The organism is Arthrobacter glacialis, assembly GCF_002909445.1.
In the GTDB taxonomy this organism is placed as follows: domain Bacteria; phylum Actinomycetota; class Actinomycetes; order Actinomycetales; family Micrococcaceae; genus Specibacter; species Specibacter glacialis.
Genome location: NZ_PPXC01000011.1, coordinates 47,004 through 66,841, shown reverse-complemented (window position 1 = coordinate 66,841; position 19,838 = coordinate 47,004). Strand labels below are relative to the sequence as shown.

Genomic DNA, 19,838 nt, shown 5'->3' with positions numbered 1-19,838 from the left:
GGTAGGTCCGGGGGTGTCCGGCAGCGTCGGTTGCACTCTCGACGGCGGTGTTGGCTGTGTTGCTTGTGGGGGCGGAAGAATCAACGCTGTTTTGGGTCAGGCTCACCAGAACAGCTTAAGACCTACCCCTTGCTATCCGCTAAACAGCCACCGTGACACGGCCCAGATCTCCGGACAACGCCTTGCTGGCGGTTTGGCGACTTGTGTGCGGTTCAACAACCGCACACAAGCCGCCAAACCGCCAGCAAGCCGGAAATACGCCTTTAGTACCAGCCCACGGACTGGGAATGGCCCCAGGCTCCACACGGCGACCCGTAGCGGTTTTGAATGTAGCCCAGACCCCAGTTGATCTGCGTCCGATAGTTGGTCAACCAGTCCGCACCGGCGGAGGCGTACTTGCTCGGCGGCAGTGATTGGGCAATGCCATAGGCCCCGCTGTAGGGGTTGGTGGCATTGGTGCGCCAATTGGATTCGCGTTCCCACAGCTGCACCAGGCATTGGAACTGGCTGGGCGCCCACCCATAAGCGCCCAGCCGCGAGGAGGCGTAGGCCTTTGCTCCCGCTGGATCGTTAACGGCGCCACCTGGAATGTTCGGGAGCAGCACGTCCACGGGGATGTACCCGTCATCGGGGTCCGGATCCACGGGCGCAGGCTTCGCGGGATTCGCGGGGTTCGGGGCAGGATTCGCTGCGCCAGGATTCGGTGCCGGATTGGGGGCAACGGGCTGCGGATTCAGTGCGGCAGCGCGACGGGCAGCCTCGGCAGCGGCCTCACGTTTCGCCGCCTGGGCCAGGTTGTAGGCGGCCAGCGCATCCTGACCGTCCCGGAACTCCTTTTCGATGGATGCGGAGGTGTTGTTCAGTGAGGCCAATTGGGCAATCAGGGTGGTGCTTTGGGCCTTCTTGGCATCGAGTTGCTTGGTTACCGCGGTCTGGGCCGCCACGGCTGCATCCCGGGCGTTCTCCGCGGCAAACGTCAGCTGGTTCTGCGCGTCCTGGGCATTTTTTCGGGTTGCTTCAAGGGCTGTGGCTGCGGCAGCGGATTCCGTGGCACGAATTTGCTTGAGTGCCGCTTTCTCACCCACCTGATGCATCATGTCCATGCCATTGAGGGATTCGGCGGATTCCAAGGCCGAGATGGTGGCAACCATGCCCAGTCCTGCTCCGCCGCTCTTGTAGCTTTGCACCGCGACGGCAACTGCGTCTTTCTTGTACTTTGCAGCTTCCTCGGCGGCACGCGTGGCCTGCGCACCCAGGACGCCGACTTCGGCTGTGGCAGCATCAAGTTTTTGCTGGGTGAGAGCAAAATCGGAGCCGGACTTGACGGCGGCTGTGCCCAGCTCGCCGGCTTCGCTTTCAAGCCCGTCCAACAACTGCGAAATTTTGGCCACCTCGGTGGCCGTGGCTGTGGCGTTGCCCTTGGCGTTCTCAACATCGCTCCAACTCGGGAATCCTCCCGGCGGGGCATCGTCGGCCTGCGCCGGCAGCGCCGTGACGCACGATAACAGCAAAATCCCGGCCGTCGCAGAGACGGCCAGGAAGCGGGGAACTCGGAGCAGGTGCTTACTCATATGCCGCTAGCATAGCCGGTGCCGGCGCTGGGCGCGGTGCCGGTGCCATTCAAGACTCCGGCACCCGCCCAAAGCGCCGGGCCCTAGTCGTCCAGAAAGCTCTCATCAATGACCTCGGCAACGATGGCAAACGCCAGCGACGGGCTGAATCCCTTCCTGGCCAGCATGGCAACCCACCGCCGTGTGTACTTGTCCCGCTCGGAGCGCTCGCTCAGGTCAAGGGATCCCTTGAGCTTGCGCCGGACCAGCTCCTTGGCCTGGTCGCGTTCGGTGTCTGGATCAATCTGCTCCAGCGCCTCCTGAGCCACATCCTCGGCGATGCCCTTCTCCGCTAATTCGCGTTGGAGCGCGCTCCGGGACAGTGACTTGTACATTGATCTGCTGCGCACCCAGAGCATGGCAAATTCGGCGTCGTCAATAAGCTTGACCTCAACAAATCTGTCCAGCACCGCCTCCGCCACATCCTCCGGGATGTGGCGTTCGGCGAGCTTCTGACTGAGCTGAAAGCGGCTCTTGGGTGAATTGGTAAGCTGGCGCAGCACAATGGCCCTGGCCACCGATGCCGGGTTGGCATCGGGATCCAGTTCCGGCGCGCGACGGGCGTTGTTCACCAGGTGCCCCTAGAAGCCGTCAACAGCCTTGAGCTTGGGCGTTGCGGGCTCTTCGGCTTCAGCAATGACACCCACACCCAGCTTGGCCTTGATCAAGCGTTCCAGTTCATCGGCCAGCTCAGGATTATCCTTCAGGAAACGCCTGGAGTTCTCCATGCCCTGCCCCAGCTGGTCGCCGTCGTAGGTGTACCAGGAGCCGGACTTGCGGACGATGCCATGCTCAACACCCATGTCGATGATGCCGCCCTCACGCGAAATTCCAACACCATAGATGATGTCGAATTCGGCAATCTTGAAGGGCGGGGCCATCTTATTCTTGACAACCTTGACCTTGGTGCGGTTGCCAACAGCATCCGCGCCTTCCTTCAGGGTCTGGATACGGCGAATATCAAGGCGAACTGAGGCGTAGAACTTCAACGCCTTGCCACCGGTAGTGGTTTCCGGACTGCCGAAGAAGACACCAATCTTTTCACGCAGCTGGTTGATGAAGATCGCTGTCGTCTTGGTCTGGCTCAGGCGGCCGGTGATCTTACGCAAGGCCTGGCTCATGAGGCGAGCCTGCAGGCCTACGTGGCTGTCACCCATATCGCCTTCAATTTCCGCACGCGGCACCAAAGCCGCCACGGAGTCAATGACAATGACATCCAAGGAGCCCGAACCGATCAACATGTCCATGATCTCCAGTGCCTGCTCACCGGTGTCCGGCTGGGAGACCAGGAGTGCGTCAACATCCACACCCAGCTTGGCTGCATAGTCAGGGTCCAGCGCGTGCTCGGCGTCAATGAACGCAGCAATTCCGCCGAGCTTCTGGGCACTGGCAACAGCGTGCAGGGCAAGCGTGGTTTTACCGGAGGACTCAGGCCCGTAAATCTCCACGACGCGTCCGCGCGGCAGTCCGCCAATGCCCAGGGCCACGTCCAAGGCGATGGACCCGGTGGGGATCACTTCAATGGGTGCGCGGACGTCGTCACCCAAGCGCATGATTGAACCCTTGCCGTACTGCTTGTCAATCTGGGCCAGTGCTGCTGCCAGCGCTTTTTCACGGTCTGCGGGAGCGGCCATGATTCACCTCGGTCTTTCCTATGTGCCGTTTCCGGCTCCATGCATCTGCGCCGTTGGCCCAGTGCACAGTGAGTGGTCTGATGCATTGCTCATACAATTTTGGCCGGTTTCCCGGCGCCCTGTTGGCGGAGCGGCCCTGCAGGCTCTTCCGATACTTAAACGCTAGTTCAAGGCACTGACATTGTCTGTTCCTACAGCGTCCTGTGCCGAAAATTGTGGAGAACTTTTTTTGATTCCCCACAGCTCAGAGCACTACCACCAGTATAGAGCTAATCGAATAGAAATTCGAACGGAAACTCGAAAATCAGCGGCGCGTCGTCAATTCTCTGTTCTAGTGATGGTGCCGCGGAACAGGCGGGGCGCTCAGTCCTTGAGCGCAATGTCCCGGCCCAGCCACCTCGACGGCGGGACGTCCTGGATCTTGCATACCTCCAGCCAGATCTCCCGTGGCTCAAACCCCGCGCGCAGGGCCACCATGGCCGTATTTCCGCCCACGCCGCTGAGCACCAGGTCCCTGGCCAAAACCCGTGAATATGAGGGGCTGAATTCCTCATCCATCAATCGCCAAAACTCGCTTACTCGCACTCCCCCATTCTCGCATGGCTGGCGGGCCGGACAGACGGGCCGCCGCGGGCCCTGCGCTTAGACTTGCAGCATGAGAACACCCGAACAGTCGCGTTTGAGCCCTGGCAAGGCAGTGGCCATGGAGTCCTTGGATATCCAGTTGAGCTTGTTGTGGCGCCGGGCACGGGCCATCAATCAGGAACTCACACGCAGCGTTCATCCGGACATGGAACCGGCAGCCTATGGGTTGTTGTCAGTGTTGCTCCACCAGGGCGCCATGCGGCTGACGGAGCTTGCCAAGTGCATTGGTGTGGGCAAACCATCCGTGAGCCGGCAGATAACATTCCTGCAGAAATTGGGGCTTGTCCACAAGGAGGCCGACCCCGGGGACGGCCGGGCCCAGCTCATCGACCTCACCGAAGGCGGCCGGGAGAAGCTCATTGCGGTGCAGGCCAGGCGCCAAGAGTCGTTTCATGCACGCCTCAGCCACTGGGATGAGGCGGAGCTGAGCGTCCTGGCAGCATCCTTGACCAAACTCAACGACGAATACCTCAACTAAACCCCGCTGGGCGAGGTCCGCGACCGGGCAATTAAGAACTGGACCCCACCGTTGGTGGAGTCCAGTTCTTTATTGCGCTGGCGGCCTTCAAGGGAACCTTGGGGCCACGCAGTCAGCTCTAGTAGGAGTTGGACACGAGGCCCTTGCTCAATTCCTCGGAGAGTTCCTGATTCAGGTCCCGGCCGTAGCGGGCCGAGAATTCCTGGGGAACAGTGTCCGGGACGGCCACGCCTTCGGCAATGGCCAAACGGTCGCTCACTTCACGGAGCATGATCGACAACGGTACTTCAAGGGCTGAGCAGATTGAGGACAACAGCTCGCTCGATGCTTCCTTTTGTCCACGTTCCACTTCACTCAAATAGCCCAGTGAAACGCGCGCATTATGTGAGACTTCGCGCAGAGTGCGGCCTTGGCGTTGACGTACATCTCGCAGGACATCGCCAATTTCGTGGCGTAATACCACCATTTTGCGCTCCTTCGGCTGATGCGGTTTCTCGTCTGCCAAACCCACATCCCGCCAGCGCACTACGCCGTTTACGGATACGGGTTGCTTCACCATGGGTATCGCCTTACTCCTAGTTCAATCACTACAGTTCATTGGGTTTCGCCTCTGCCGGCAATTGCCAAAAGAAGCGGTGTGCCCGCTTGGTGTTCTTATCCTAGAGGGGATGGGACCACTTTGCGTTCACTATGACTAACTATCTGGTTACAACTTTTGTTCCCCAGCGGCCTTGACTACTTGTTCAAGCAAGGAAATTGCCTCCTGAGTGGCCTGGGTTCTGATCATTTCCCGGTCCCCATCGAAGTGATACTCGTAGGATAGTGCTTCGCCATCCAAGGCAACGCCAATGTATACGTGTCCCACATCTTTTCCTTGGTGGGGTTCCGGGCCAGCCACACCCGTGGTGGAAATACCCACGCGGGATCCTGTGGCCGCACAAACCCCCAGTGCCATGGCGCAGGCCACCTGCGGATCAACTGCGCCCAGGGTTTCCAACAGCGACGGCGGGACGCCCAGGAGCCGTTCCTTGACCTCATTCTGGTACGCGATCACGCCACCTTGCAGCATGCCCGAAGCGCCCGGCACCCGCACCAAGGTTGCCGCCACCATGCCGCCCGTCAGCGATTCGGCGGTGGCAACAGTGATTTTCGCCGCTACGGCTGCATTCACCAGTTGCGTCAGGGACGATTCGGTCATCACTTCAGGACGTCCTTGCCCCGGCCGGCACTGCGCAATTGCCACGCCTTCACCACGTAATCAACACCTGTCACGACGGTGACGGCCAGCGCCGCCAGCATGATGACCAGCGCAATGACCGAAAGCCAGCTGTTAGCCGGTGTGACGGGCAGGAGGTACACAAAGATGGCCACCGTCTGCATCACGGTCTTGAGTTTTCCGCCCTTGGAGGCAGCCATCACGCCGTAGCGGATCACCACAAAGCGCAGGAGCGTAATACCCACTTCACGCACCAACATCACAACGGTGACCCACCACCACAGCTCCCCCACCGCGGAGAGCATGATCAAGGCCGAGCCGATCAGCAGCTTGTCCGCAATCGGGTCGGCAATTTTGCCGAAGCTGGTGATGAGCCCGCGCGCCCGGGCGATGTCGCCGTCGAGCTTGTCAGTGTAAATTGCCACCACAAAGAGGGCAACCGCCAGCCAGCGCAGGGGGCCGTAATTGCCGCCGTCGGCCACGAAGGCCCAGATGAAGAAGGGCACCAACACGATGCGCAGCAGCGTCAAGGCGTTGGGCAAATTCCAGTTCGAAGGGCTAGGCGCCACCGTATCACTCACTGTGCAAGGCTAACCGCTAAGGCCCGTGCAGGAACATTCGAACAGGAAAACTTTAAAGCTAACGTCCAGTCAATGACCATGCGTCTTCGCCGCCCTCATCATCATCGTTGTCGGCACCGTCGTGGTATTCGGTGGCTTGCGGGCGGTTCTCCAAATCCGCAGCCACCAGATCCTCACCCCAACCGTGGTTGGCATTGGCGTTCTCGGCCAGTGCAGCAGCCATGGGATCCGCAGGAATTTCGACGTCGGACCCTCCCGAGCCCTCGTCGCCGCGGATGGCGGCCAGCGTCACCGCCAGGTCATCGGGCTTCACGAGCACGTCACGTGCTTTGGAACCCTCCGAGGGGCCCACCACGCCGCGCGACTCCAGCAAGTCCATGAGTCGACCGGCCTTGGCAAAGCCCACGCGCAGCTTGCGCTGCAGCATGGAGGTTGAGCCGAACTGCGTGGTCACCACCAGCTCGGTGGCCTGCAGCAGCAGGTCCATGTCATCGCCGATGTCGTCCTCAATGGCCTTCTTGGGCGCCTCAACAGCAACATCCGTCCGGTACGTCGCCTTGAGCTGGCCCTTAACATGGTCCACCACACGCTTGATCTCAGCCTCGGTGACCCAGGCGCCCTGGACACGGATGGGCTTGGACTGGCCCATGGGCAGGAACAGGGCGTCACCCTGGCCCAGCAGCTTCTCGGCCCCCGGCTGGTCCAGGACCACGCGGGAGTCGGTCACGGAGGAAGTGGCAAACGCCATGCGGGAGGGCACATTGGCCTTGATCAGGCCTGTCACAACATCCACCGAGGGTCGCTGGGTGGCAAGAACCAGGTGGATGCCTGCTGCACGGGCCAACTGGGTGATGCGCACAATGGAATCTTCCACGTCGCGCGGGGCAACCATCATGAGGTCCGCAAGCTCATCAACAATGACCAGCAAGTACGGGTAGGGCCGCACAATGCGCTTGGAATCAACGGGCGGATGCACCTTGCCCGCTTTGACCGCCTTGTTGAATTCGTCGATGTGCTTGAAGCCGTAGTTGGCCAGATCGTCATAGCGCTGGTCCATTTCCCGAACCACCCATTGGAGGGCCTCAGCAGCCTTTTTGGGGTTGGTGATGATGGGGGTGATCAGGTGGGGCACACCCTCATACGCCGTCAGTTCCACGCGTTTGGGGTCCACCATGACCATGCGGACCTCGTCAGGGGTGGCACGCATCAAGATGGAGACAATCATGGAGTTCACAAAGGACGACTTACCGGCACCCGTGGCACCGGCCACCAAAAGGTGCGGCATCTTGGCCAGGTTGGCCACCACAAAACCGCCCTCCACATCCTTGCCCACACCCATGACCATGGGGTGTTCGGTGCGGCGGGCGTTGGCCGATCGCAGCACGTCACCCAGGACAACAATTTCCTTGTCGGCGTTGGGAATCTCAATGCCAATGGCGCTCTTGCCCGGAATGGGGCTCAGGATGCGCACATCCGAGGACGCCACAGCGTAGGAAATGTTCTTGCTCAGTGCCGTGACGCGCTCAACCTTGGTGCCAGGGGCCAGCTCGATCTCGTAGCGGGTCACCGTGGGTCCGCGGCTGAATCCTGTGACGGCTGCGTCCACATTGAACTGGTTCAAGGTGTCAGTCAGGGCCGCCACCACGGAGTCGTTGGCCTCTGTGGCCTCCTTGCCGGGGGGTCCTGCCGGCAGGAAATCGGATTCTGGCAGCGTGTAGGTGACGTCGCCGGAAAGCTGGAGCTGCTCTGAGCGTGCCGGAATGGGAGTTGGCGGGGCCATGGGCGGGGCCGGGATGGCGCCCACTGATGCACCTTGCAGTGCGTTGGCCCCCACAATGCCAATGGCGGCTGTAACTGCCTCGTCGCTGTTGAACTGCTGGACGTCAAAGACGTCGGTGGCGGTGGGCAGTCCCTGGCGGGCCTTGATCTTGTCGGCGGCCAGCTGGTCGCGCGTGGGCCGCCGGACTCCGGGGCGCACGGAAGGGGCGGCCGACGGCGCTTCCTGGGCTTCGTCGTCGTCCGCGTCAACCAGCGCGGTGGCGAACGCTTCGGTGCCCAGCACATCCTCAAACTCGTCGTCCTCGGCGGCCTTCTTGCGCGCGCGCAGGCTGCGCGGCTTCTTAGGCTTGGCTTCGGTTTCCCTGTCGTAGAGGTAGCTCTGGTCATGGCCTTCAGCGTCCAGCTCACGGCCGGGGGAAACACCCACCAGCTGTTCGTAGACCCAGTGCAGGCGTGAGGGGATGCGCAGCACCGGAGTGCTGGTGAGGATCAGGAGGCTGGTGAAGGCCAGGACGGAGTAGGTGACGACCGCCAGAACGGGGCTGATGACAGCCAGCGGTGCGCCAGCGATCATCCCGACCATGCCACCTGCGGCGCTGATGCCGTTGAAGCCTTCATTGATGTTGGGGCTGCCGCCGGCCACATGCGCCAGGGCACAGCCTGCGATCGTCATGATGCCAAAGCCCACGGCAACCCGGTTGTTGGCACGGACATTGGTGGGCTGGCGGAACACCAGGATGGAGAAAATGAGGAACATGGGCGGCAGCATGGCCGCAAACCAGCCAAAGGTGCCCTCGAAGACTCCGCGCATGGCGTCGGCCACCGGCCCGGACAGCCCCCACCAGGTGAAGGTGGCAATGACTGTTGCCAGCACAATGAACAGCAGGCCCGAACCGTCGCGTCGCTCATGCGCTGGGATCTGGCTCATGTCGGTACCCATGCGCCGGATGGCACCACCGATCAAATGGCCAAGACCCTGCCAGAAAGCAACCGCCATCCGCACAGGCCAAATCTGGTGGGTCTCCGGTTCGGGAGCTGGTTGTTTGCTGCGCGGCACCGACATCTTTGTGGTCTTGGGGGCGCGCGAAGCTGCGCCACCCTTCTGACCGGCGGAGGAACGGGCGGAGGAAGAACGAGTCGCCATACACCCTACGGTACCGCCCACAGCCGGTGTGGGCCCGGATTTGGGGCTTCAAGCAGTCGTGGTGGCAAGCACAGCGGGCCGCCGGGACCCGCCGTCGTACATCCCTCCCACAAACACAACTGACCCGCAGAAATCGCCGAAAATCACCCGGAAATCAGGTTTTTTCGTCGTTTTCTGCGGGTCAGTTGCAAAAACCGCTACGCCTCGAGGACCACCGGGATGATCATGGGGCGGCGGCGCAGTTTGCGGTTGACCCAGGTGCCGATCACGCGGCGCACCACCTGCTGGAGTTGGTGGGTGGTGTGGTCGGTGCTGGCCATGACCGCTTCCTCAAGGGCCGCGGCAATCTTGGGCTTGATGTCATCGAACACGGAATCGTCCTCGGCAACGCCGCGGGCGTGAATGTCCGGGCCGGACACGATCTTGCCGGTGGCCCGGTTCACCACTGTGATGATGGAAATGAATCCCTCATCGCCCAGCACGCGGCGGTCCTTCAAGTCAGCATCGGTGATCTCGCCAACGCTGTGGCCGTCAACGTAGACGAAGCCGCACTCGACCTGGCCAACAATCTGGGCGACGCCGTCCTTCAAATCGATGACCGAACCGTCATCCGTCAGCAACACGTTCTCCGCCGGCACGCCCGAGGCGATGGCGATGTTGGCGTTGGCGATCAGGTGGCGGGTTTCCCCGTGCACCGGCATGACATTCTTGGGGGTCAGGATGTTGTAGCAGTACAGCAGTTCCCCTGCGGCGGCGTGGCCGGATACGTGGACCTTGGCCGTGCCCTTGTGGATGACGTCGGCGCCACGCTTGAGGAGCCCGTTGATGATCCGGAATACTGCGTTCTCATTGCCCGGGATGAGCGAGGAGGCCAGGATGACGGTGTCGCCCTTGCCCACGGCAATCTTGTGGTCGCCGTTGGCCATGCGGGACAGCGCAGCCATGGGCTCGCCCTGGGATCCGGTGGACATCAGGACCACCTTGTTGTCCGGCAGGCTGTCCACATTCTTCAGGTCCACAAGCACGTCAGCGGGCACATGCAGGTAGCCCAGTTTGGCGGCGATGGCCATGTTGCGGACCATGGAGCGGCCCACGAACGCCACCTTGCGGTCGTGTGCCACGGCTGCGTTGAGAACCTGCTGGACGCGGTGCACGTGGGAGGAGAAGCTGGCCACGATGATGCGCTTGTTGGCCTTGCCAAACAAGCCCTCAAGGGTGGGCCCAATCTCGGCTTCGCTGGTGGTGAAGCCGGGAACGTCTGCGTTGGTGGAGTCAACCAGGAACAAGTCCACGCCTTCCTCACCCAAGCGGGCAAAGTGGCGCAGGTCAGTGGTGCGGCCGTCCAGCGGCAGCTGGTCCATCTTGAAGTCGCCCGTGTGCAGCACGGAGCCGCCAGCGGTGCGGATGAACACGGCCAGGGCGTCCGGGATGGAGTGGTTGACGGCAATAAACTCGCACTGGAACGGGCCCAGCTGCTCAACCTGCTCTTCCTTGACAGTCAGGGTCCAGGGCTTGATCCTGTGCTCAGTCAACTTGGCTTCAATGAACGCCAGGGTCAGCTGTGAACCGATCAGGGGGATGTCATTGCGCAGGCGCAACAGGTACGGGACGGCACCAATGTGGTCTTCGTGGCCGTGCGTGAGCACCACGCCAACCACATCGTCAAGGCGGTCCTCGATGTACGAGAAATCGGGCAGGATCAGGTCGACGCCGGGCTGGTCCTCTTCAGGAAAGAGCACGCCGCAGTCAACAATGAGCAGTTTGCCGTCCATTTCAAAGACTGTCATGTTTCGGCCAATTTCGCCGATGCCGCCCAGCGGAACAACCCGCAGCGTTCCCGGCTCCAAGGCTGGCGGGGTACGCAGTCCAGGCTCAGTCATTTGAGTCATGGTTAAACTTCCATTCCAGCTTCCGCAAGGTCAGCTTTGATCATGGCGATCTCGGCCTCGCCCGGCTCCACCAAGGGCAGCCGGACAACCGAGTTGGACAGGATTCCCTGCCACTTAAGAATTTGTTTGACAGCCACTGCGCCCTGCACGTGGCCCATGGTGGCGCGAATAACCGCGTCCAGCTCAAAATGAATCTTGCGTGCCGTGACAAAATCCCCTGCCGCGGCGGCGTCAATCAGCGCGCGGAACTGCTTCGGGGCAATGTGGGCGCTGACGCTGACAAGTCCGACGGCGCCGGCGGCCATCAGCGGCAGCGTCAGTCCGTCGTCGCCCGAGTAAACGTCCAGGTCAGTGTTGGCCAGCACGCGGCTGGTCTCGGTGAAATCGGCTTTGGCGTCCTTGAGCGCTGTGATGCGCGGGTGGTCGGCCAGGCGGATGATGGTTTCGGTGTGGATGGGCACCCCGGCGCGGCCGGGAATGTCGTAGAGCATCACGGGCAGTTCGGTGGAGTTGGCAATGGCCTCAAAGTGGGCCGCGATGCCGGCCTGGCTGGGCTTGTTGTAGTACGGGGTGACAATGAGCAGGCCGTCAATATCCAGCTTGGCCGCGCGCTGGGACAGGCTAATGGAGTGACGGGTGTCATTGGTGCCGGTGCCGGCGATGACGCGGGCACGGTGTCCAACGGCGTCGATCACGGCCTGGAACATGCCCAGGTTCTCTTCATCCGTCAGGGTGGAGGTTTCACCCGTGGTTCCGGTGACCAGGATGCCGTCGCAGCCGTCGTCGACCAGCTTGTTGGCGAGCTCTCCGGCCGCCTTGTAATCCACTGCCCCATCAGCGGTGAAAGGGGTGACCATTGCGGGCACCAGAGTTCCGAACGGGCGCTGGGAAATTTCAGAGACAGACATAGCTAAAACGTTACCTGCTCTTGGGCGTTTTCGTTCAACGCTGTTCACGAGTCGCCGCGCCGCCAGGCAGGAATATACTTCCTTGCAAGGAGGATCCCGCATGGAGGTCAGTCAGTGGCGCAAAGCATCTTTGGCTGGTGGCGTTGTGGCCGCCAGCCTCGCCGCCACACTGGGCGGGATCGCACTCTTGTTCAAGGCCGAGGGGCGCGCCGCCCAGCAGACGGTGGGGCATCGCCTGGGGAACAATGGCCCCGACGCCGACACCGTGTACCGCCCCGAATGGGGGAACCCACTGCGTTTGGTGATTGCTGGCGACTCGGTGGCCGCCAGTCTGGGCGCCAGCACGCCCAAAGCCACCCTGGGCGCCGCTTTGGCGCTTGCCCTGGCCGAGCACGCGGGCCGTGCCGTGGAGTTGCGCACCATGGCGGTGGTGGGGGCGCAAACGTCTGCGGTGCTGGCGCAGATTGCCAGGCTGCCGGCCAGTTTTGGACCCGATGTCACGGTGATCATTGTGGGCGGAAATGACCTGACAAACCACATTCCATTAGCCGACTCCATCAAGTTCTTGGAGCTTGCCATCGCCAACTTGCAGGCCCTGGGCAGCCAGGTGGTGGTGGGAACCGTCCCCGACTTTGACACGCTCCCCTCGCTCCCGCAGCCGCTGCGCGAATTTGGCGGCCAAATGTCCCGCCGTTTGGCAACGGCCCAGTTCAAGGCTGCCGCAGCGGCCGGCGCCCATCCGGTCCTGCTGGGCAAGGCCGTCCGGCAAATCTTCCTGTCCGACCCGCGGTACATGTTTTCCATTGACGGTTTTCACCCCTCCAGCATGGGCTACCGTTCCGCGTCTCTGGCGTTGATGCCGGCTGTTCTGGCTGCGTACGACGACGAGTACCCGGCACCCGGGCCGGAAACCACAGCGGTTCCGCCGCTGCGCCCCGGGGCTGACTGACACTGCCGGAACAGGGCATGACCGCCCCAAGCCAAAGGCTCTGGAGGGGTTAGAGGGAGAGCAGGAAGGGCAGCCAATCATCCAGGACCGGCTGGGCGGGCACCAGTGTGCTGCCGTGGTTGCGGCCTGGCAGCTCAACGAAGCGGGCCTGGGGCATCAGTTCCGCTGCCCTGCGTGAATCCGCCACTCGTGCGGGATCGGCTGTTCCGGCCATGAGCAGGGCTGGAACTTCTATGGCTGCCACCTCCGCTTCCGGGACCGGCGCGTCTGCCTCGGTTTGGCGGAAATAGGCCAGCAGGGCTTGGGCATCATTGGCCAGGAAAGCGGCCCGGGTTTGGGCATCCAGGGGCCGCCCCCTCCGCGCTTCCCAGCCAGCAACAAAGGCGGGCATGCCGCCTGAGTGCAGGGCGGCGTCGTACTCGGCAAAGAAAAGCTGACCGATGCTGCCCGGCTGAATGCGGAATGTCCCGCCCAAAGTAGTCAGGGACAGCAGGCGCTCCGGGGCCGCGACGGCCAGGGAGAAACCCAGCCGGGCACCCACGGAATAGCCGCCGTAGTGGGCCTGTTGCGCCCCGGCGGCATCCAGCACCGCCAAGGCGTCGGCCACGAGCAGGTCCATGGCATAGTCGGCCGGCGTGGTGGGCTTGCCGCTGAGGCCGTGCCCGCGCAGGTCCATGGTGATGACCTGGAAGTGTTCGCGCAGCGCCTTGGTGTAGCCAAAGCCACGCCAAATGGCCTTGCTCAGGGCGCTCCCATGGACCAGCAGGATGGGCGCCCCCTCCCCCACCATGTTGTAGGCGAGCTCGACGCCGTCGTGCGGATTCCTGGCAACTGCCACGGTTAGGCCTTGCGGAACAGGACGATGGCGTCGCGCATGGCCTTGCGGGCGCGCTTCCTATCCCCTGAGGCGTCGTAGGCGCACGACAGCCTGAACCAGGACCGCCAGTCCTCCGGCGCGGCCTCGGCTTCGGCCTTGTACTTTTCAAATTCGGCATCAGCGGCGGCACGGACAATGCGACCGCCCGGTGTGCGGGGCAGGTTGTCCTCCGGCAGGCCGCCTTCGGCGTCCAGAATGTTGGCCATTTTCTCGGTGGCGGCTCCGAAGCGAACCTCGCTGATCAACGCCCAGGCCGCCACCAGCGGGATCACAAAGTAGGAGACACCCAGGAGTTTCGCTACCCAGTCCGTGTCGCCCAGCAGCAGCACTGCCCTCTGCATCATGACCACCATGTAGAAGACCAGCAGCAGGCAAATGAGCGCAACCCAGATTTTTGTTTTAGACACTTTCAGCGCAGCCACAGTCCTAGCCGTCCAAATCCATGTAGCCGTCAAGGCCCACTGTCAGTCCCGGCCGGCTGCCCACAGTCCGCACACCCAGCAGCACGCCGGGCATGAACGATTCGTGGTTGAAGGAGTCATGACGGATGGTCAACGCCTCGCCGTGGCTGCCCAAGAGGACTTCCTGGTGTGCCACGAGGCCGGCCAAGCGCACGCTGTGGACGGGGATGCCGTCAATGGAGGCTCCACGGGCGCCGTCGAGCTCGGTTTCAGTGGCATCCGGGGCGTCAGGAACTCCGGCGGCGGCGCGGGCCGCTGCCACGAGCTGGGCCGTGCGCAGGGCGGTGCCGGAGGGGGCATCCACCTTGCGCGGGTGGTGCAGCTCAATGATCTCCACGGAGTCGAAGTAGCGGGCGGCCTGGGCGGCAAAGCGGGTCGCCAGCACGGAGCCCAGGGCAAAGTTGGGGGCAATCAAGACACCGGTTTCGGGGTGCTTGGCCAGCAGGGCCTCAAGTGCGGCCAGCCGGGCAGCGTCCCAGCCGGTGGTTCCCACCACGGCATGGATGCCGTGCTCCACGGCAAAGTGGATGTTGGCCTCGGTGGAGTCCGGGACTGTCAGGTCAACAATGACCTGGGCACCGCGTTCCAGCAGCACGTCCAGGGAGTCGGCCCGGCCCAAAGCGGCCACCAGTTCCATGTCCTGTGCCGCATTGATGGCCGCCACGGCGGCCGTTCCCATTCGTCCCTTGGCACCGAGCACGGCCACCTTCAGCATTTCACTCATGGGTTTAAGCCTACTGGTTTTCTGGTGGGCTCTGCTCCGGGACGTTTCCTGCCCCCACCCACTCCACTGAACCGTCACTGAAGAACTGTTCCTTCCAAATGGGCACCTCGGCCTTGATCCGCTCCACGAGGGCCGAGCACAGCTCAAACGCCTCCGCCCGGTGCGATGACGCCACGGCGCAGACCAGTGCGGGGTCGCCAATCTCCAGGGCACCCACCCGGTGTGCCACCCAGATCCGCACGGGGTGGCCGTCCGGGTCCGCCGTGGACTGGGCCAGGGAGCCGACTATCTCGCTCAGCACCCCCAGGGCGAGCGGGTGCGCGCTGTAACTCAGACGCGTGACGTCCTTGCCGCCGTCGTGGTTGCGCACCACGCCGCTGAAGCTGACAACCGCCCCTGCCGCATCGGATTCCACGGCCGCGATGGCCGCGTCAACCGAGATGGGGGTGGCGCTCAGCTGGGCCGAAACCACCTCGACGTTAGTGTCCATGGTGTCCGCTGACCTGTTCGCAGAGGTGCTTGATGATGGGATCCAGCACGGCGAGTCCGTCCATGACGCCGGAGGGGGATCCGGGCAAATTCACAATCAACGTGTGCCCGGCAAGCCCCGCGTGCCCCCGACTCAGGGCCGCCATGGGGGTCTTGGCCAGTCCCGCGGCGCGGATGGCCTCCATGATGCCGGGGATTGGCCGATCCAGCAGCGGAAGGGTCATTTCGGGTGTTTGGTCGTCGTGGCTGAGTCCTGTGCCTCCGCTGGTAATCACGACGGCGGGACGTTGCGTCAGCACTGCCCGCAGCGCGGCTCCCACCGGTGCGCCGTCGGGCACCACCACGGCGGGCATGGTCTCAAAGCCGTGCTCGCCCAGCCAGTCAGCGATGATGGGCCCGGTGGTGTCGGGATACACGCCCAGTGCGGCCCGGGTGGAGGCGATGATGACGGCGGCTGCGCCCAAAGACGTTCCTGGTTCGCAGGCGCTCATGCGTTGTCCTCTACTTCTGTGGCGGAAATTTGCTGGGCTGTTTCCCCAACCCAGTCGCCGCTTTTGCCGCCACTTTTGGCCAGCACCTGGATGTTGGAGATGACGGCGTGTTTGTCCACTGCCTTGATCATGTCGTACACGCTCAGGGCGGCAACGGAGACGGCTGTCAACGCTTCCATCTCCACTCCTGTCACGCCGCGGGTCTTCACTGTGGCAAGCACTGTGACGGCGGTGGCGCTGAGCTCAAAATCAACAGTGACCTTGGAAAGGGGCAGCGGATGGCACAAGGGTATGAGCTCGGGCGTCTTTTTGGCCCCCATGATGCCTGCCACCCGGGCCACGGCCAGGGCGTCACCCTTGGGAAGTCCGCCGGAGCCCAAAAGGAGCATCACCTCGGCCGTGGTGGTGACTGTGCCGGTGGCCGTGGCCTGGCGGGTGGTCACGGCCTTGGCGGAAACGTCCACCATCTGGGCCGTACCATCCTGCCGCAAATGGGTGAGTGCTGGTTGTTCAGAAGAAGTCACAACAGCCATACTTCCACCTTTGCCCCCGCCCGCAATTCGGTGACACCGGCAGGGATGTGAATCAAGGCGTCAGCCTGGGCAAGGGAGCCCAGCAAATGCGAGGACTCACCGCCCACCTCACGCACCGACGGTGCCGACTCAAATTCCGGACCGGAGTAGACGCCGCGCCGAACCTGGTGCTTCCCCAACGGCGAGCTGAGTGCGTGTTCCAGGGCGGCAACCACGCGTTGCCGCGGTGCCGGGGCGCCCAGCAGGCTGAACAGCGCCGGGCGCAGGAACAGCTCAAAGGACACAAAGGCGCTGACGGGGTTGCCCGGGAAGCCCAGGAAAGGTACGCCCCGGTACGTCCCCAGCGCTTGGGGACCGCCGGGCTGCAGGCCCACTGACACAAACTCCATGGCAGCGTTGGATGCGGCGCCCTCGGAGGCCGCACCCAGAGCCTGCCGCACCACTTCAAAGGCACCGGCACTGATGCCGCCCACCGAAACTACCAGGTCGTAACGTGGCTGGCTTCCCCCGTCCCTAGCCAACACGCCACCAACCTCGGTGTCCAGAAGCCGCAGAAGAGCCTGCGGATCATCCTTGACAATGACGGCATTGACCACATCCACCGAGGACTGGCCCAGGCTGGCCCGCAGGAGTGTTTCATTGGCATCAAAGATCATGCCCGGGGGCAGCTCGTCGGCTCTGCCGGTGGGTGCCAGAATTTCATCCCCTGTTGTCAGCAGCAGCACTTTCGCCCGGCGCTTCAAGGGCAAGGTAGTGAAACCCAAGGCGGCCGCCAACCCCAGGTGCGCCGCATTGAGCAGGGTGCCGGCGGGGATCACAACACTGCCCCGGCGCACATCGCTGCCCTGCGCCCTGACAAAGGTTCCGGCCGCCGGAACGGGCAATGCCACCTCATCTCCTGCGGACAGGAACGCGGCAGGCACTGCTTTTTCCACGGGAACCACAGCATTGGCGCCGTCGGGCAGCATGGCCCCTGTCATGATCGGGGCGGCCACACCCGCAGCCAGGGCCGCGGGAACCACGCCGGCCGGGATGGTGGCAGCTACACGGAATGTGGTTGATTGCGCCGAATCAACGTCCATGGGTTGTTCCGGCTCCACGCGGATGGCGTACCCGTCCATCTGTGAATTCGCAAAGGGTGGCAGGTCCAGGGGTGCCACCAGGTCCGTGGCGAGCACACGCCCCAGCCCGGCCATCAGCGGCTCCTGGGAACCGCCGTCGTCCATCACCGAGCCCGGCATTTGAGTCCAGCTGCGGCGCAAGGTCTCCACGACGGCACTTTGGTGTTCGGCGACAGTTCTACGCATTACATCCTCCGTAAAGGGCACCGTGCGGTGCTCGTTTTCCTCAATCCTAGGGTAATGCCCTGCCCAAAAGTGGCCGCTGCCGGGCGTGCCGATGGTGACCCTCGCGGTGGCTGCACTTGCCTTCCCGGCCTATCTGGCGCTGCGCGGCGACTGGCGGTCCTGGACAGTGGCCCGGCCCGTCACCAGGGCAGAATGGCTGCGCACCACCAGCTACTTCCCTTTCACCTTGTTGTTGGCCGGACTCACACTTGTCACGCTCATGCCGTCGCTGGTGTTCGAGGCGCTCCATTGGGAACACGCCAGAAAGTTCATCTGGGCCATACTCTTTTGGATTCCGATGGTGCCGCTGATGGTCTCTCTCGTGTGGTGGCCGCCGTTTTGGGGGCCGCCCTGGTACCGGCGGTGGCGGGCTGCGGGCGGAAGCCGCTCGGTTCTGCCTTGGACAGCTGAAGACATTGCTGCCGCCGCGGCGCTGCCGGAGGGCCGGCGCAAGGCCCGGACACTGCGCAACATTGAGACCTCCAAGGGCTTTGTGCAGCTGGCCCTGGCCAACGGTTGGTGACCCCCGGCTCCGAACCAAGCAGGCCGCGGCAGTGACCCCGAAACGCCAATAATGGCGTAGCGTTGAGACATGGACACAGAACGCGTTGCACTGGGCATTCCGGAGGTCCGCCAGGCCCCCACAGGCTCCGGCCGCCCGCGTCTGGGTGGGGCGGAAACCGGCCTGCTGGACCAGTTTGGCCGCGTGGCCACCGACATGCGCTTGTCGCTGACGGACAAATGCAATCTCCGCTGCACCTACTGCATGCCCGAGGCAGGTTTGGAGTGGCTGAAGAAGGACAAGCTTCTCACCGCGGCCGAGATCGTCAGGCTGGTCGGTTTGGGCGTCAACCGCTTGGGTGTGCGCGAATTGCGGCTCACGGGCGGAGAGCCGCTGGTGCGTGCGGATCTGGTGGAGATCATTGCTGCCCTGCGTGCGAACCATCCGGAACTGCCCATTTCGCTGACCACCAACGGCGTGGGCTTGACGAAGAAGGCCCAGGCCCTGGCCGACGCCGGGCTGACGCGGCTCAACGTCTCCATGGACACCCTGCACCACGATGCGTTCCTGCAGCTCACGCGCCGGCCCTTCCTGGACCAAGTGAAAGCCGGGATCGAGGCGGCCTCGGCGGCCGGCATGACACCCATCAAGATCAATGCGGTGTTGCTGCGCGGCATCAATGACGCACACGCAGCGGAACTTTTGCAGTGGAGCCTTGACCGCGGCTACGAACTTCGTTTCATCGAGCAAATGCCGCTCGACGCCGACCACGGCTGGACGCGCGATGGCATGATCACGGCCGCCGAGATCCGCGAACTGCTCACCGCCGACTTTGACCTTTCGGCAGATCCCCGGGCCCGCGACGGCGCACCCGCCGAACGCTTTGAGGTCCGCCACCGTGGCGCCACGGAGCTCCTGGGCACTGTGGGCATCATCGCCTCCGTCACCGAGCCCTTTTGCGCCGATTGCCGCCGCACCCGCATCACCGCCGAAGGCAAAGTCATGAGCTGCTTGTTTTCCCGCACCGAGGTGGATCTGCTGGAGCTGCTGCGCGCCGGGGATTCGGCGTCCGACGACGACGCCGTCGCCGCCCGCTGGCAGGACGCCATGTGGGCCAAACCCAAAGCCCACGGCATGGGCCACCCCGGTTTGGGCGACGCCGATTTTGTCCAACCCGACCGCAGCATGAGCGCCATTGGAGGATGAGCATGAACGTACGCTTTTTTGCCGCAGCCGCTGCTGCCACGGGAGTTGAGGAGCAGGGTGTTGACCTGGCCGCGCTGGCTGGCACCGAACCCTTCACACTCGCCGACTTGTCGGAGCTGCTGGTGGCGAGTTTTCCGGTATCGGCTTCCGGCCACACTCCCCCACTTTCAGAGTTGTTAACCCGGTGCAGTTACCTGCTCAATGAAGTCGCCGCGCGTGACCTGTCCGTGGCGTTACAGCCAGGCGATGTGGTCGACGTCCTCCCGCCCTTCGCCGGCGGCTGATCCCACTGGACAACTGATGCGTAAATAGGGTCGGTTGGGCAGCTTGGGTGAGGGTGACCTGAGTATCGGAGCTGCCCACAGCTCTTTAAGAG

22 protein-coding genes are annotated in these 19,838 nt (G+C 63.2%); 5 read left to right on the top strand and 17 right to left on the bottom strand.

Going from position 1 to position 19,838, the window contains the following annotated elements; all coding sequences use genetic code 11:
* Positions 1-263: 263 nt before the first annotated feature.
* From CVS27_RS14110 to CVS27_RS14095, 4 genes are all read right to left on the bottom strand, one after another.
* Positions 264-1,571 carry an aggregation-promoting factor C-terminal-like domain-containing protein gene (locus CVS27_RS14110; RefSeq protein WP_103466399.1) on the bottom strand — a complete coding sequence of 436 codons (1,308 nt, stop codon included), beginning with the start codon at positions 1,569-1,571 and terminating at the stop codon, positions 264-266.
* An 83-nt stretch (positions 1,572-1,654) separates the two neighbouring features.
* Positions 1,655-2,182 (bottom strand): regulatory protein RecX, encoded by a 528-nt coding sequence (locus tag CVS27_RS14105; protein WP_243399882.1) that lies wholly within the window; start codon positions 2,180-2,182, stop codon positions 1,655-1,657.
* Positions 2,183-2,191: 9 nt separating this feature from the next.
* On the bottom strand, positions 2,192-3,244 hold the full coding sequence (gene recA / locus CVS27_RS14100) for a recombinase RecA (protein WP_103466397.1): 1,053 nt from the start codon (positions 3,242-3,244) through the stop codon (positions 2,192-2,194).
* Positions 3,245-3,607: 363 nt separating this feature from the next.
* Positions 3,608-3,829, bottom strand: coding sequence for a DUF3046 domain-containing protein (locus CVS27_RS14095; protein ID WP_103466395.1), 222 nt, complete (start codon positions 3,827-3,829; stop codon positions 3,608-3,610).
* A gap of 70 nt (positions 3,830-3,899) precedes the next feature.
* Here CVS27_RS14095 and CVS27_RS14090 point away from each other — a divergent pair, with 70 nt between their 5' ends.
* Positions 3,900-4,367 (top strand): MarR family winged helix-turn-helix transcriptional regulator, encoded by a 468-nt coding sequence (locus CVS27_RS14090; protein WP_103466393.1) that lies wholly within the window; start codon positions 3,900-3,902, stop codon positions 4,365-4,367.
* A 118-nt stretch (positions 4,368-4,485) separates the two neighbouring features.
* Here the strand turns inward: CVS27_RS14090 and CVS27_RS14085 are convergent, their stop codons facing one another.
* The 6 genes from CVS27_RS14085 to dapA all read right to left on the bottom strand — a co-directional run bounded on the left by CVS27_RS14085 (position 4,486) and on the right by dapA (position 11,884).
* Positions 4,486-4,926: a helix-turn-helix domain-containing protein gene (locus CVS27_RS14085; RefSeq protein ID WP_103466391.1), complete on the bottom strand. Its 441-nt coding sequence runs from the start codon at positions 4,924-4,926 to the stop codon at positions 4,486-4,488.
* A 147-nt stretch (positions 4,927-5,073) separates the two neighbouring features.
* Entirely contained in the window at positions 5,074-5,565 is a 492-nt protein-coding gene (locus CVS27_RS14080) for a CinA family protein (protein WP_103466390.1), read from the bottom strand.
* A complete protein-coding gene (pgsA, locus tag CVS27_RS14075; RefSeq protein ID WP_103466388.1) occupies positions 5,565-6,164 on the bottom strand; it encodes a CDP-diacylglycerol--glycerol-3-phosphate 3-phosphatidyltransferase in 600 nt (199 codons plus the stop codon). Before pgsA ends, CVS27_RS14080 begins: the two co-directional genes overlap by 1 nt.
* 58 nt (positions 6,165-6,222) lie before the next feature.
* Entirely contained in the window at positions 6,223-9,087 is a 2,865-nt protein-coding gene (locus CVS27_RS14070; RefSeq protein WP_103466386.1) for an FtsK/SpoIIIE family DNA translocase, read from the bottom strand.
* Positions 9,088-9,284: 197 nt separating this feature from the next.
* Positions 9,285-10,976 (bottom strand): ribonuclease J, encoded by a 1,692-nt coding sequence (locus tag CVS27_RS14065; protein WP_103466385.1) that lies wholly within the window; start codon positions 10,974-10,976, stop codon positions 9,285-9,287.
* Positions 10,977-10,978: 2 nt separating this feature from the next.
* Positions 10,979-11,884: a 4-hydroxy-tetrahydrodipicolinate synthase gene (dapA, locus tag CVS27_RS14060; RefSeq protein ID WP_103466384.1), complete on the bottom strand. Its 906-nt coding sequence runs from the start codon at positions 11,882-11,884 to the stop codon at positions 10,979-10,981.
* A 100-nt stretch (positions 11,885-11,984) separates the two neighbouring features.
* Between dapA and CVS27_RS14055 the strand changes: the two genes are divergently transcribed.
* On the top strand, positions 11,985-12,833 hold the full coding sequence (locus CVS27_RS14055) for an SGNH/GDSL hydrolase family protein (RefSeq protein WP_103466383.1): 849 nt from the start codon (positions 11,985-11,987) through the stop codon (positions 12,831-12,833).
* A 49-nt stretch (positions 12,834-12,882) separates the two neighbouring features.
* Here the strand turns inward: CVS27_RS14055 and CVS27_RS14050 are convergent, their stop codons facing one another.
* From CVS27_RS14050 to CVS27_RS14020, 7 genes are read right to left on the bottom strand one after another with little or no spacing between them, the layout of a single operon-like run.
* Positions 12,883-13,671, bottom strand: coding sequence for an alpha/beta fold hydrolase (locus CVS27_RS14050; protein ID WP_243400194.1), 789 nt, complete (start codon positions 13,669-13,671; stop codon positions 12,883-12,885).
* Positions 13,672-13,673: 2 nt separating this feature from the next.
* Complete coding sequence (locus CVS27_RS14045) at positions 13,674-14,117, bottom strand: hypothetical protein (protein ID WP_243400193.1); 444 nt, start codon at positions 14,115-14,117, stop codon at positions 13,674-13,676.
* 19 nt (positions 14,118-14,136) lie between these two features.
* Positions 14,137-14,895, bottom strand: coding sequence for a 4-hydroxy-tetrahydrodipicolinate reductase (dapB, locus tag CVS27_RS14040; protein WP_103466381.1), 759 nt, complete (start codon positions 14,893-14,895; stop codon positions 14,137-14,139).
* A 10-nt stretch (positions 14,896-14,905) separates the two neighbouring features.
* Positions 14,906-15,385 (bottom strand): molybdenum cofactor biosynthesis protein MoaE, encoded by a 480-nt coding sequence (locus CVS27_RS14035; RefSeq protein ID WP_103466380.1) that lies wholly within the window; start codon positions 15,383-15,385, stop codon positions 14,906-14,908.
* On the bottom strand, positions 15,375-15,875 hold the full coding sequence (locus CVS27_RS14030) for a MogA/MoaB family molybdenum cofactor biosynthesis protein (protein ID WP_103466379.1): 501 nt from the start codon (positions 15,873-15,875) through the stop codon (positions 15,375-15,377). Before CVS27_RS14030 ends, CVS27_RS14035 begins: the two co-directional genes overlap by 11 nt.
* A complete protein-coding gene (gene moaC / locus CVS27_RS14025) occupies positions 15,872-16,408 on the bottom strand; it encodes a cyclic pyranopterin monophosphate synthase MoaC (protein WP_103466378.1) in 537 nt (178 codons plus the stop codon). Before moaC ends, CVS27_RS14030 begins: the two co-directional genes overlap by 4 nt.
* Complete coding sequence (locus CVS27_RS14020) at positions 16,396-17,715, bottom strand: molybdopterin molybdotransferase MoeA (RefSeq protein ID WP_103466377.1); 1,320 nt, start codon at positions 17,713-17,715, stop codon at positions 16,396-16,398. The genes moaC and CVS27_RS14020 overlap by 13 nt, the downstream gene beginning before the upstream one ends.
* Before the next feature lie 91 nt (positions 17,716-17,806).
* On the opposite strand from CVS27_RS14020, the gene CVS27_RS14015 reads away from it, so the two are divergent.
* From CVS27_RS14015 to CVS27_RS14005, 3 genes are all read left to right on the top strand, one after another.
* The gene (locus tag CVS27_RS14015; RefSeq protein WP_103466376.1) at positions 17,807-18,277 is read left to right on the top strand and encodes a hypothetical protein; all 471 of its coding nucleotides are present in this window, start codon (positions 17,807-17,809) and stop codon (positions 18,275-18,277) included.
* A 69-nt stretch (positions 18,278-18,346) separates the two neighbouring features.
* Positions 18,347-19,462 carry a GTP 3',8-cyclase MoaA gene (moaA, locus tag CVS27_RS14010; protein WP_103466375.1) on the top strand — a complete coding sequence of 372 codons (1,116 nt, stop codon included), beginning with the start codon at positions 18,347-18,349 and terminating at the stop codon, positions 19,460-19,462.
* Positions 19,463-19,464: 2 nt separating this feature from the next.
* The gene (locus tag CVS27_RS14005) at positions 19,465-19,746 is read left to right on the top strand and encodes a MoaD/ThiS family protein (protein WP_103466374.1); all 282 of its coding nucleotides are present in this window, start codon (positions 19,465-19,467) and stop codon (positions 19,744-19,746) included.
* Positions 19,747-19,838 lie beyond the last annotated feature (92 nt).